The following is a 12,329-nucleotide window of genomic DNA, read 5'->3' on the forward strand; positions in this document are numbered from 1 at the left end:
CACAAAACCGCTATTTTGTCATACCCGCGCCGAGAATGAAGCGATCTGTTATAAGATCCGAACATAACTTTGGTTATATGGTTAAAAAAGGAACCATCTGGCATGCTTTTCACGCTAAAAAAGATCGTCGGCGGCCTGCTGTTGCCGCTACCCGCCTTACTGTTGCTGATCGGTATCGGGATCGCGCTGTTATGGTTCAGCCGCTTTCAGCGTACCGGTAAGCTATGCGTGAGCCTCGGCTGGCTGCTGCTGACGCTGCTGAGCCTGCAGCCCGTGGCCGACAGCCTGCTAAAACCGATTGAAGATACCTACCCCACCTGGCGCGGCGAGCAGCCGGTGAACTACGTGGTGGTGCTGGGCGGCGGCTATACCTGGAATCCGGAGTGGGCGCCAAGCTCTAATCTTATCAATAACAGCCTGCCGCGCCTGACGGAGGGCATCCGCCTGTGGCAGGCGAATCCCGGTTCGAAAATGATCTTTACCGGCGCGGCGGCGAAAACGAACCCCGTCAGCACAGCGGAAGCCGGGGCGAGAGTGGCGGAGAGCCTTGGCGTACCTCGCAGCGATATCATTGTGCTCGATCGGCCGAAAGATACAGAAGAGGAAGCGCTGGCGGTGAAGCGCGCCATCGGCGACGCGCCCTTCCTGCTGGTCACCTCGGCGTCACACCTTCCGCGGGCGATGATATTCTTTCGCCATGCCGGCCTGGATCCGCTTCCCGCGCCGGCCAATCAGCTGGCGGTGACCTCGCCGCTCAATCCGTGGGAGCGGGCCATTCCTTCTCCAGTGTGGCTGATGCACAGCGACCGGGTCGGCTATGAAACCCTTGGTCGCGTCTGGCAATGGCTGAAAGGCAGCTCAGGCGAGCCAGGGCAGGAGTGATTTTGCAGCGAGGTCAAAACGGGCGCGATCAAAGCGCCCGGTGTTGACCAGACTATCCACCTCATCCCACAGCAGATAAAGCCAGCGCCGCCAGACAAAGGCCTCGGAAACTGGCGCCTGCTGCAGGTAGCGCCACAGCAGCTGTTCCGCCTGGCCGCCTTCAGCAAGGCGGAACAGTTCATACTCGCGTGGCGCCCACAGCATCATCCCCGGCCCCACCATCGCCAGCAGCTGATCGCTGCGCGGATCTTTTAGCATGCTGCGCAGAGTGAAGTTGCCATGCACCAGCACAGCATTATCATTGAAATCGCGGAACAGCTCCGGAAGGCACTCGCGGGAGCGGAACAAAAGGCGCTTATCCTGCATGGTGAGACCGGTGTCCTGATACAGGTTCAGGGTGCTCCACAATATCTCTACCCGCTGGCGGTACCAGTTCGGCCACAGGTTTTCCTGGGTATTGTCGACCATTCCCACGCAGCCGCCACTGTCCTGCCGATGCCACGCCAGCAGCGCCTCGACGATTTGCTCCTGCAGTTGCTCCCAGCGCGCCGGGGTGCGCGTCGGCGCCTCCACCGGTACGCCGCGCAGGCGCTCAAGCAACAGCACATCTGGTCCGGGATGTTCTTCGTGCGTCATGACGCCATAAACCACCGGCATACGCACCGTACCATTACGCGCCAGGGTCGAGATCTTCCATGCCAGCTGCCGCGCCACGCCGGGCGTGGTGAAACTTCGCGCCAGCAGCGGCATCGGGTTTCCCTGCGCATCGTACAGGAACCACAGCGCCGTAGCGGCTTGTTCACTGACACACTCCACCCGGCTTAGCTTTTCGCCAAGAAGATGACTGAGTTCGGTTCGCAACTGTTCCATTGTCGATTACCCCTATGAACACTACTGGTTTCATAATGAGCGCCCGCACCTGGCTTGTCATCGGATAAGATCAAAAAGGGGTAAAAAAAGCGAAAAACCGACGGGGATATCCCCTCCAGCAAGGAGGGGACAGAGGACTAACGCAGCTCAGCGCGGACGCGCTCCAGATCTTCCGGGGTATCCACGCCGGTGCCGGGCACTTCCGCCGCTACGGCGACATGGATTTTCTCGCCATACCACAGCACTCGCAGCTGCTCGAGCATTTCAATCTGCTCCAGCGGGCTCGGCGCCCAGCTGACATAGCGGCGGATAAAGCCGGCGCGATAGCCATAGATGCCGATGTGACGCAGCAGGGAGTCACCGATGGTCTCGCGGGATTGGGCAAAGCGATCGCGATCCCAGGGAATAGTCGCGCGGGAGAAATAGAGCGCGTAACCCTTGGCATCCATCACCACTTTGACCGCATTCGGGTTAAACGCCTCTTCCGCATCATGGATCGGTACCGCCAGCGTCGCCATTCCGCTGCTGCTGGCAGCCAGATTCTCCGCCACCTGGCGGACAATCGCCGGGGGGATCATCGGCTCATCGCCCTGAATATTGACGATAATGGTGTCATCGCTGAACGCACACTTTTCCACCACTTCCGCCAGCCGTTCGGTGCCGGACTGATGGTCGGCGCGGGTCATACAGACCTCGCCGCCGGCGGCTTCAACCGCCCGGGCGACATCTTCGTGATCGGTGGCGACAATAATGCGATCCGCGCCGGATTCGCGAGCGCGCTCCAGCACATGGACAATCATCGGCTTACCATTAATGTCCTGCAGTGGTTTTCCCGGCAGGCGCGTGGAGGCGAAACGCGCAGGAATAATGACCACGAAACTCATGAGTGACTCTCTTCTAGCGCCAGCGGACGCGCCTCTGTCTCCAGCAGCACCGGGATACCGTCGCGCAGCGGAAACGCCAGGCTATCAAGTTTGCAAATAAGTTCTTGCTTATCCTGACTGTAATACAGCTTGCCGTTACAGACCGGGCAGGCGATGATTTCAAGTAAACGGTGATCCATGTTTCCTCCTGATGGACCGGATAGATTTCTCAGCAGCATATCACAGGAAGGCAGGCGCCGGGATCAATCGGCGTCGATTTCCCACCCCTGCTCCTGGCCGACAAACAGCCCTTCCGGCAGGCGTCGGCAAAGGATCCGCTCTGCCGATTGCCAGTGTGCGAAGTCGTTAATCGCCCGGCGCAGCCCCTGCTCCAGACCACGGGTGATCTTCACCCCCTCCTCCAGCCACAGGGCGAAGATCTCCAGCTCCCGGCTTTTGCGATGTATTTTACTGTCCATCCGCCCGACCAGTTTTCCCTGGTGCAGCAGAGGCAGTACGAAGTAGCCATACTGACGCTTCGGCGCCGGGGTATAACACTCCAGGCGATAGCTGAAGTTGAACAGCTGCTCAGCTCGTTTCCGATCCCAGACCACCGGGTCGAAGGGCGAGAGCACGGCGCTATGGCTGGCGGTCAGCTTACCGCCGGGCGCGGTCTCCAGCTGCGCCAGCGCCTCGTGATGCAGCCACATCTCGCCGAGTGCTTCCACGTTAACCGGCACCACCAGCCCCTCTTCCTGCCAGGCCGCCAGCAGACCCGGTAGCGCCGGCTGGCGCAAGCGATAGTAATCGGCCAGCCACTGGGCGCGGAAGATGCCGAGGCTACGGGCGCTATTGCGCAACATAATGGCCTCTGCGTCTTCGCGGGAGAGCGCGTCGCGCTCGTCGTCCCAGTCCGGCATCACCCGCCGGGTTAGATCATACACGCGGTGAAAATTGCGCCGCTCCACCACCATCACTTCGCCGGCGGTAAACAGCCCTTCCAGGTGGCGCTTATGCGGTTTCCACTCCCACCAGCCGCTGGCGCCTTTGCGCGGGTGGGTAAAATCCGCCGAGCGAACCGGGCCGTTTTGCCCGATATGCGCCACCAGCTCGGCAATACTCCCGGCATGCTCCTCCATCCATGCGCGATGGTATTTCCAGCCCATATTGTCGGGATTCAACATGCGATGGCGCACCAGGGCGAAATCGCTGCGCGGCAGAAAGCAGGCTTCATGCGCCCAGTATTCCATTAGCTCGCCGTTGCGCAGCGACTCATCCAGCCAGTGCTGCGGATAGCTGCCAAGACGGCTGAACAGCACCAGGTAGGGGCTGCGGGCCACCACGTTGATGGTATCGATTTGCAGCAGCGACATCTGCTGGATGGTGGAAAGAATGTCTTTCGGGCGAGCGCGACGTCGGGGCTTCTTTAACAACCCCTGCGCCGCGAGATGGAGGTGGCGCGCCTCGTTAAGCGATAGTTGCAATACCGACATGCAGGTTCTCCGTCAGGAATTCCAGCACAGCGGCGAGCAAAGCCGGCGCGTCAGTTAACGTTGCGCCAACGTCGCTAAGTCCGCAAGCAACCGCTGTGCGCGTTCATCGGCCATTATGGCGTCGACCGGTAAATACCACCAGTTTGCAGCGGCGAAATCGCGACATTTCACGGCATCTTTCTCGGTCATCAGCAGCGTCTGATCGGCGGTCACCAGGGCGGCGACATCATCCTGGCTCAGCGCCTGATGGTCCGCCAGCGCCACGGTTTTGACCGGCTGGACGCCGCAGCTTTCGAGGGTGGCGAAGAAGCGCGGCGGATGGCCGATGCCGGCCATCGCCACTACGTTCGTGAAGGTGGAGACATCGCGACGTTCGCCGGTAAGCAGGTTAACCGCCATCCCTGGGCGCAACCGCATCGGGATCTCACCCGGACGCGCCACGCCGCCGTTAACGATAACCGCATCAACGCTTTGCAAGCGCGACGCCCGCTCGCGCATAGGCCCGGCAGGCAGCCACCAGCCGTTGCCAAAGCGGCGCACGCCGTCAATAACGACAATTTCTCTGTCCCGCGCGAGCTTATAGTGCTGCAACCCGTCGTCGGTCACAATCATCTGCAGATCGTGCGCGCTGAGCAATGCTTTTACCGCGTCGCTGCGTAGCGGAGCGACAGCGACCGGGGCACCGGTACGCTGATGGATCAACACCGGTTCATCACCCGCCAGCGCCGTACTGGTTCTGTCGTCCAACACCAGCGGATAGCGGTCGGCTTTACCGCCGTAGCCGCGAGACACGACGCCAACGCGAATACCGCGCTGCTGCAGCTGCTCCACCAGCCAGATCACCACCGGCGTTTTGCCATTGCCGCCGGCGGTCAGGTTACCAACCACCACCACCGGCACCGGCGCGCGCCAGGCTTTTTGCCACCCCAGCTGATAGCTGAGGCGAATCACCCCGCTCACCAGGCCATACAGCCAGGAGAGCGGCAGCAGCAGGCGCCACAGCGGCGATTCCCCGGACCAGATGCGCGCGATCATTCGCCGAATTGCATCTTATGCAGCTGGGCGTACACGCCCTTATGCTCCAGCAGGTCATGGTGCGTTCCGCGCTCCACGATCCGCCCGTCTTCAACCACCACGATTTCATCAGCCTGCTCAATGGTCGACAGACGGTGAGCGATAACCAGCGAGGTACGGTTTTTCTGCAGCTCATCCAGCGCCGCCTGAATGGCACGCTCAGACTCGGTATCCAGCGCCGAGGTGGCTTCATCAAGGATCAGGATCGGGCTGTTACGCAGCAGCGCGCGGGCAATAGCAATACGCTGGCGCTGGCCGCCGGACAGCATCACGCCATTCTCGCCGATGATGGTATCCAGACCATTATCCATCTTGTTGATGAAATCCATGGCGTAGGCCATGCGCGCGGCCTCTTCAATCTGCTCGCGGCTGTACTCTTCGGTACGGGCATAGGCGATATTGTTGGCGACGGTATCGTTGAACAGATGCACGTTTTGCGAAACCAGCGCCACCTGGTCGCGCAGCGAGCTCAGCTTGTACTCGCGCAGGTCGTGGCCATCCAGCAGGATCTGCCCCTCGTCGACATCGTAGAAGCGGGTGATCAGGCTGGCAATGGTCGATTTACCCGACCCTGAGCGCCCCACCAGCGCCACGGTTTTCCCTTCCGGGATATCGAGATTGATATTGCGCAGCGCGGCCACTTCGCGACCCGGGTAGGTAAAGGTGACGTTCTCGAACTTGAGATTGCCTTTCGCCCGCTCAATGACCCGCGTACCTTCGTCTTTTTCCTGCTCGGAATCGAGGATCGCAAACAGCGTCTGGCACGCCGCCATCCCGCGCTGGAACTGGGCATTGACGTTGGTCAGCGACTTCAGCGGACGCATCAGCGCAATCATCGAGGAGAAGACCACGGTAATGGTCCCGGCGGTCAGGGTGTCCATCACGCTCGGGAAGCTGGCGGCATACAGGACAAAGGCCAGCGCCAGGGAGGCGATAAGCTGAATGATCGGGTCGGAGATAGACGAGGCGGAAACCATCTTCATCCCCTGCAGACGCATTTTATTGCTGACTTTATCAAAACGTTTGGTTTCCACTTCCTGGCCGCCAAACATCAGCACCTCTTTGTGCCCTTTCAGCATCTGCTCGGCGCTGGTGGTGACCTGCCCCATCGTGTTCTGCATATTCTTACTGATATTGCGAAAACGCTTGGAGACCACGCGGATCGCCACCGACACAATCGGCGCCAGTACGATCAGGATCAGCGACAGCTGCCAGCTGTAATAGAACATCATCACGAACAGACCGATAATCGATGCCCCTTCGCGGACCACGGTGATCAGCGCGCTGGAAGAGGAGGAGGCGACCTGCTCAGAATCATAGGTGATGCGTGACAGCAGCGTTCCGGTAGACTGCTTGTCAAAGAAGGCCACCGGCATACCCATCATGTGGCCGAACAGGCGACGACGCATGGTCATCACCACTTTGCCGGAAACCCAGGAAATACAATAGCTCGAGATGTAGCTGGTGATCCCACGCAGCACCATCAGGCCGATAACCACCAGCGGCATCCATAGCAGCACTGAGCGATCCGTTTTACCAAAACCATCATCCAATAACGGTTTAAGAAGCGATAACATGAAGGTGTCACTGCCCGCGTTAAGCACCAACGCCACCGCCGCTACGATTAGCCCGGCTTTAAACGGCGCGATAATCGGCCAAAGTCGGCGGAAGGTCTGCCACGTGGAGAGATCTTTATCGTTCTGCATTCAATAAACCAGCTTGTGTTGAAATAGCCGCATATTCTACCCGTTATCGGCGGGCGCGCCAAACCACTGATGATACCAACGCGGTAAAACTTGATCCCGTAAGCTATGGATTTGCCACCCTTCTGCGGAAAAAACCACCGTTATCTGCCCCTGCTGCGGCGTGGCGAACCAGCGATAACCCCGCTGGCGGTAGCGCTGAACCACCTTGTACGAGGGCATCCGCCACGCATTGTAGCGCGAAGCGGAGGCCAGCGCGGCCGCGCCATCCACCCGGCGGACCAGCAGCGCGCTGGAGGAGGTATTGCTGCCGTGGTGGGGAACCTGAATAAGTGTAGACGTCAGATGCCGCCAGTAACGGCTGATCATCGCCTGCTCCGCCTGACGTTCTATATCGCCGGTGAGCAGGATGCTGGAGCGACCATCATCGATCCGCACCACACAGGAATGATTGTTACCCTTTGCCGTGCTGCCCGGTAGCGGCCACAGGGCCTGGAAGTTGAGTCCCTGCCATTGCCAGCGCTCACCGCGATGACACGGCAGATGATGCGCCCAGCCTAACGGGCTGCGCACCCACGCCTGCGGCCATGCCTGCAGCACTGAATCAAGGCCGCCGCGATGATCCAGATGTTCATGGCTCAGCATAATCCCTTGCAGCTGCAGATGGTGCCAGCGCAGCCACGGGATAATCACCTGTTGACCGCTATCACCCTGCGGCCAAGCCGGCCCGGTATCGTAAAGCAATGCCTTACCGTGACGCTCGATCACCATCGCCAGCCCCTGTCCGACATCCAGCATCGTCACCCGCCATTCGTCCGCAGGCGGTTGTCGGCTGAATGGCCGCGTCAGTAAAAACAGCACGCTGAGACACAGCGCCGGTGAATGCCGCCAGCTCTGAAAACGCCAGCCCATCACCAACAGCCACGGCAGGATACTGATCCACAGCCAGCGAGTATCCAGCATCAACCAGCCGTCCGGTAAACGTCGTAATCCCCAAAACAGTAGCGCCAGCACGCGATCGGCCGCCAGCCAGAGTAGCGACTCCACTAACTCCGGCCCCGAGAGATGCACCAGCATCGCGGTCAGAATAAGCGGCACCGCCAACAGGGTGACTAACGGTACCGCCAGCAAATTAGCCGCCATCGACGTCAGGCTTATGCCATGGAATAGCAACAACTGCAGCGGCAGCAGCAGCAGCGTCACGCCAGCCTGCAAATGAACAAGAGCAATTATGGTCTTCCACGGCCAGCGCCAGCGGCCGGCAGGCAACGGGAGCCACTGGAACCAGAAGATCAGCCCCGCCACGGCGAAGGCAGATAGCCACAGGCTTTGCGACAGGACCGCCAGCGGGTCGGCAACCAGTATCGCTCCCAGACAGCAGAGCCACACCTGCCACGCCGTCCAGCGTTGACCCGACAAACGTAAAGCACAACAGACCGCAAGCCCTAAGCAAGTGCGCAGGGCCGGCGGCTGCATACCGGTCAGCCAGGCATAGCCGACGGCGCCCGCCAGCCCGGCGACAAGGGGCAACCGCCAGCCAATCCAGCGGCCCGGGAGAATATACTGCACGCCGCGCAGCAACAGCATGATAAGAGAAGCCGCGAGAGCGATATGCAGACCCGAGATAGCCATCAGATGGGAAGTGCCCGTGTTCTGCATCAGGACCTTTATCTCCGTCGGCAGAGACAGCCGCTCCCCCATTCCTAATCCCAACATCACCGCGCGCCAGGGATAAGTCTGCAGTCGCCGGGTCAGCGACGTCAGATAGCGGGCGCGCAGACTGCAGCGGGCATCCAGCGCGGAAGCGGCGACGATCCCTCCGCTCAGCGGTCGGTGCTGCGCCAGCGCATAGCGCTGGCTGTCGAAGCCCCCGTCATTGAGCTGCCCGTGCACCGGGCGCAGGCGCAGCGTCATCAGCCAGTGTTGACCCGCACAGGCTGGCGCAGGTGCAAGTTCCCCGTACAGCGTTACGCCTACCGGGGGAAACAGATAGCGGCCCCGCAGGCGCACCATCTGTCCACGGTGCAAGGTCTGGCCATCCGTCTCGCTAAGGATCACTTCCGCTTGCCGGATGGCGCCGGTAAGGTGCCGGGTCGGCCACAGCGCCTGATGCGCGCTCAATACTCCCCAGACCACCAGCAGAAGCGTCATCGCCACTCCGGCGACGGCCCTTCCATGCAGACGAATCAGCGCCAGCGCCAGTGCGCTCGCGCCCGCCAGACTGCACGGGCCCGGCAAGACGGGTAGCCAGAGAAGCGGCAGCATTGCAATGATGGCGCATCCGGCAAGCCATGGTAGACGCATAAACACCTCCCTGTGAGTGGGCAGTGTTACGCAAAGCGGTGCTGGCGTCCTGGCGGCGAATTCAGGTTTGCGCGGCGCATTCCAGACAATCGCCTCGCTTGCAGCCGGGCACGCTTTTTTTGTGAGGATGGCCGTAAATGGCGGGCACAAAAAAAGCACCCGAAGGTGCTTTCTTTATCGTCAGGCAGGCTGCACGTCGTGCAACTCACCCTTCATAAATATTGGCGCGGTCACGTAATTCTTTCCCGGGCTTAAAGTGCGGAACGTACTTACCTTCCAGTTCGACTTTATCACCAGTTTTCGGGTTACGTCCGGTGCGAGGTGCTCGATAGTGCAGAGAAAAGCTGCCGAAACCGCGGATTTCAATGCGCTCACCTTGAGCAAGCGTTGAGGCCATATGTTCCAGCATTTCTTTAACAGCATCTTCCACCGCTTTCGCCGGAATGTGAGATTGCTGGCTGGCAAGTCTTTCAATCAATTCTGACTTGGTCATTATTCCTCCGGTTTCCTTCAAGGCAAAAATTAGCTAACAGCTTAAACAAGGGCGGCCGTAGCCGCCCTTTGTGCTTGATTACAGGACGAATCCTGCAATCTGTCAAGTAAACTCGTCGCTATTCAGGTTGTTATTACCTGAATGACAAAGATTACTCGCCTTTCGCTGCTTTGAACGCTTCAGCCATAGCGTTGTTGGAGAAGTTCGCGTCTTCCTGCTTGTTCACGGTAGCGATAGCGTCTTTTTCTTCCGCTTCGTCTTTCGCACGTACAGACAGGCTCACTACGCGGTTCTTACGATCCACGCCGGTGAATTTCGCTTCAACTTCGTCGCCAACGCTCAGAACCAGAGTTGCGTCTTCAACGCGGTCACGGGATGCTTCAGAAGCACGCAGGTAACCTTCTACGCCGTCAGCCAGTTCTACGGTTGCGCCTTTAGCGTCAACTGCAGTCACTTTACCAACAACGATAGCGCCTTTCTTGTTCAGAGCAACGTAGTTGTTGAACGGATCTTCCGCGAGCTGTTTAACGCCCAGGGAGATACGCTCACGCTCTGCGTCAACCTGCAGAACAACTGCTGCGATTTCGTCGCCTTTTTTGTATTCACGAACTGCTTCTTCGCCTGCAACGTTCCAGGAGATGTCAGACAGGTGAACCAGGCCGTCGATGCCGCCGTCCAGGCCGATGAAGATACCGAAGTCAGTGATAGACTTGATTTTACCTTCAACACGGTCGCCCTTGTTGTGGGTTTCCGCGAACTGCTGCCATGGGTTAGATTTGCACTGCTTCAGACCCAGGGAGATACGACGACGCTCTTCGTCGATATCCAGAACCATTACTTCCACAACGTCGCCAACGTTAACAACTTTGGACGGGTGGATGTTTTTGTTGGTCCAATCCATTTCGGAAACGTGAACCAGGCCTTCAACGCCCTCTTCGATTTCAACGAAGCAGCCGTAGTCGGTCAGGTTGGTCACGCGACCGGTCAGTTTGGTACCTTCCGGATAACGTTTAGCGATAGCTACCCACGGATCTTCGCCCAGCTGTTTCAGGCCCAGGGATACACGGGTACGCTCGCGGTCGAACTTCAGCACTTTAACAGTGATTTCGTCGCCAACGTTTACGATTTCGCTCGGATGCTTAACGCGTTTCCAGGCCATATCGGTGATGTGCAGCAGGCCGTCAACGCCGCCCAGATCAACGAATGCACCGTAGTCAGTGAGGTTCTTAACGATACCTTTGACTTCCATGCCTTCCTGCAGGTTTTCCAGCAGCTGATCGCGCTCTGCGCTGTTTTCGGATTCGATAACGGCACGACGAGAAACAACAACGTTGTTACGCTTCTGGTCCAGCTTGATGACTTTGAACTCAAGCTCTTTGCCTTCCAGGTGCAGCGTGTCGCGCACCGGACGAACGTCTACCAGGGAACCCGGCAGGAACGCACGAATACCGTTCAGCTCAACAGTGAAGCCACCTTTAACTTTGCCGTTGATAACACCGGTAACAGTTTCAGCGTCTTCGTAAGCTTTTTCCAGCGTGATCCAAGCTTCGTGACGTTTAGCTTTCTCACGGGACAGCAGAGTTTCACCGAAGCCGTCTTCTACTGCATCCAGAGCAACGTCAACTTCGTCACCAACCTGGATTTCCAGCTCGCCCTGGGCGTTTTTGAACTGCTCAGCCGGGATGGCGGACTCAGATTTCAGACCGGCGTCAACCAGTACTACGTCTTTGTCGATAGCAACAACAACACCACGAACGATGGAACCCGGGCGGGTTTCGATTTCTTTTAAGGATTCTTCAAACAGTTGAGCAAAAGATTCAGTCATGTTTAATCTTCAGGTTAATATTAACGTCCACCTGGCTCCGTGCCGGATGGGGTTGTTTCACATACCCGCTGACCATCCATTGCCGCGGGGTACTGCTATAATTCGGAGGCTTCGGCGCGTTACCGGTTAAGGCCTACGCAACGGCCAATTTTTCGCGCGCATATTGTAGCGCTTTTTCAATCACTTGCTCAATGTTTAGTTCGGTTGAATCGAGAACTAATGCATCGGCAGCCGGGACAAGCGGCGCCACGGCGCGATTTCGGTCGCGATCGTCACGCTCTTTTATCTCGGACAAAAGACGTTCAAAGTTAACATCAAAGCCCTTTTCCTGCAACTGCCGCATGCGGCGATGCGCCCGCTCGTCGGCCGAGGCATCGAGGAAAATTTTCACCGGCGCGTCCGGGAAAACTACCGTTCCCATATCGCGACCGTCGGCGATAAGCCCCGGCAGTTCGCGGAAGGCGCGCTGGCGGCGCAGCAGCGCTTCGCGAACGCGCGGAAAAGCCGCCACTTTCGAGGCCGCGTTCGCGACCTCCTGAGTGCGAATTTCGCTACTGACATCTTCCCCTTCCAGCACCACTTCCAGGTTGCCGTCAGTAGAAATAAAACGCACGTCAAGATGGGCAGCCAGGGGCACCAGCGCCTCTTCGGACTCCACGTCGACATGATGATGCAGCGCCGCCAGCGCCAGAACGCGGTAGATCGCGCCTGAATCTAACAGATGCCAGCCCAGCGCTTCCGCCATTGCCTTGCACAACGTACCTTTACCCGCACCGCCAGGCCCATCAATGGTGATTACCGGAATATTCGCCGTCATCTTTT

Annotated in this window: 11 protein-coding genes; 1 reads left to right on the top strand and 10 read right to left on the bottom strand. The window is 58.8% G+C overall.

Annotated features, from left to right (window positions below):
• Positions 1-102: 102 nt before the first annotated feature.
• On the top strand, positions 103-882 hold the full coding sequence (gene elyC / locus ACR809_RS16590) for an envelope biogenesis factor ElyC (RefSeq protein ID WP_004141786.1): 780 nt from the start codon (positions 103-105) through the stop codon (positions 880-882).
• On the opposite strand, the gene ACR809_RS16595 is transcribed toward elyC, so the two are convergent.
• The 10 genes from ACR809_RS16595 to cmk all read right to left on the bottom strand — a co-directional run bounded on the left by ACR809_RS16595 (position 859) and on the right by cmk (position 12,324).
• The gene (locus ACR809_RS16595) at positions 859-1,752 is read right to left on the bottom strand and encodes a YcbJ family phosphotransferase (RefSeq protein ID WP_002898182.1); all 894 of its coding nucleotides are present in this window, start codon (positions 1,750-1,752) and stop codon (positions 859-861) included. The genes elyC and ACR809_RS16595 overlap by 24 nt on opposite strands.
• A gap of 137 nt (positions 1,753-1,889) precedes the next feature.
• Positions 1,890-2,636 carry a 3-deoxy-manno-octulosonate cytidylyltransferase gene (kdsB, locus tag ACR809_RS16600; protein WP_002898180.1) on the bottom strand — a complete coding sequence of 249 codons (747 nt, stop codon included), beginning with the start codon at positions 2,634-2,636 and terminating at the stop codon, positions 1,890-1,892.
• Complete coding sequence (ycaR, locus tag ACR809_RS16605) at positions 2,633-2,815, bottom strand: protein YcaR (RefSeq protein ID WP_002898177.1); 183 nt, start codon at positions 2,813-2,815, stop codon at positions 2,633-2,635. Before ycaR ends, kdsB begins: the two co-directional genes overlap by 4 nt.
• A gap of 63 nt (positions 2,816-2,878) precedes the next feature.
• Complete coding sequence (locus tag ACR809_RS16610) at positions 2,879-4,108, bottom strand: winged helix-turn-helix domain-containing protein (RefSeq protein WP_002898176.1); 1,230 nt, start codon at positions 4,106-4,108, stop codon at positions 2,879-2,881.
• A gap of 54 nt (positions 4,109-4,162) precedes the next feature.
• Positions 4,163-5,143 (bottom strand): tetraacyldisaccharide 4'-kinase, encoded by a 981-nt coding sequence (gene lpxK / locus ACR809_RS16615; RefSeq protein ID WP_004147813.1) that lies wholly within the window; start codon positions 5,141-5,143, stop codon positions 4,163-4,165.
• On the bottom strand, positions 5,140-6,888 hold the full coding sequence (gene msbA / locus ACR809_RS16620; protein ID WP_002898170.1) for a lipid A ABC transporter ATP-binding protein/permease MsbA: 1,749 nt from the start codon (positions 6,886-6,888) through the stop codon (positions 5,140-5,142). Before msbA ends, lpxK begins: the two co-directional genes overlap by 4 nt.
• 36 nt (positions 6,889-6,924) lie before the next feature.
• Positions 6,925-9,189: a ComEC family protein gene (locus ACR809_RS16625; RefSeq protein ID WP_014907896.1), complete on the bottom strand. Its 2,265-nt coding sequence runs from the start codon at positions 9,187-9,189 to the stop codon at positions 6,925-6,927.
• Positions 9,190-9,394: 205 nt separating this feature from the next.
• Positions 9,395-9,682 (bottom strand): integration host factor subunit beta, encoded by a 288-nt coding sequence (gene ihfB / locus ACR809_RS16630; protein ID WP_002898165.1) that lies wholly within the window; start codon positions 9,680-9,682, stop codon positions 9,395-9,397.
• Positions 9,683-9,833: 151 nt separating this feature from the next.
• Positions 9,834-11,507 (bottom strand): 30S ribosomal protein S1, encoded by a 1,674-nt coding sequence (gene rpsA / locus ACR809_RS16635; RefSeq protein WP_002898162.1) that lies wholly within the window; start codon positions 11,505-11,507, stop codon positions 9,834-9,836.
• 133 nt (positions 11,508-11,640) lie between these two features.
• Entirely contained in the window at positions 11,641-12,324 is a 684-nt protein-coding gene (cmk, locus tag ACR809_RS16640; RefSeq protein WP_002898160.1) for a (d)CMP kinase, read from the bottom strand.
• Positions 12,325-12,329: the final 5 nt, after the last annotated feature.

The sequence above is a fragment of the Klebsiella sp. CD33 genome, assembly GCF_051992865.1.
GTDB lineage: Bacteria > Pseudomonadota > Gammaproteobacteria > Enterobacterales > Enterobacteriaceae > Klebsiella > Klebsiella pneumoniae.

Excerpts from the sequence above, each read along its gene's own strand:
- elyC (WP_004141786.1), top strand. The coding sequence starts at position 103 with ATGCTTTTCACGCTAAAAAAGATCGTCGGCGGCCTGCTGTTGCCGCTA.
- ACR809_RS16595 (WP_002898182.1), bottom strand. The coding sequence starts at position 1,752 with ATGGAACAGTTGCGAACCGAACTCAGTCATCTTCTTGGCGAAAAGCTA.
- kdsB (WP_002898180.1), bottom strand. The coding sequence starts at position 2,636 with ATGAGTTTCGTGGTCATTATTCCTGCGCGTTTCGCCTCCACGCGCCTG.
- ycaR (WP_002898177.1), bottom strand. The coding sequence starts at position 2,815 with ATGGATCACCGTTTACTTGAAATCATCGCCTGCCCGGTCTGTAACGGC.
- ACR809_RS16610 (WP_002898176.1), bottom strand. The coding sequence starts at position 4,108 with ATGTCGGTATTGCAACTATCGCTTAACGAGGCGCGCCACCTCCATCTC.
- lpxK (WP_004147813.1), bottom strand. The coding sequence starts at position 5,143 with ATGATCGCGCGCATCTGGTCCGGGGAATCGCCGCTGTGGCGCCTGCTG.
- msbA (WP_002898170.1), bottom strand. The coding sequence starts at position 6,888 with ATGCAGAACGATAAAGATCTCTCCACGTGGCAGACCTTCCGCCGACTT.
- ACR809_RS16625 (WP_014907896.1), bottom strand. The coding sequence starts at position 9,189 with ATGCGTCTACCATGGCTTGCCGGATGCGCCATCATTGCAATGCTGCCG.
- ihfB (WP_002898165.1), bottom strand. The coding sequence starts at position 9,682 with ATGACCAAGTCAGAATTGATTGAAAGACTTGCCAGCCAGCAATCTCAC.
- rpsA (WP_002898162.1), bottom strand. The coding sequence starts at position 11,507 with ATGACTGAATCTTTTGCTCAACTGTTTGAAGAATCCTTAAAAGAAATC.
- cmk (WP_002898160.1), bottom strand. The coding sequence starts at position 12,324 with ATGACGGCGAATATTCCGGTAATCACCATTGATGGGCCTGGCGGTGCG.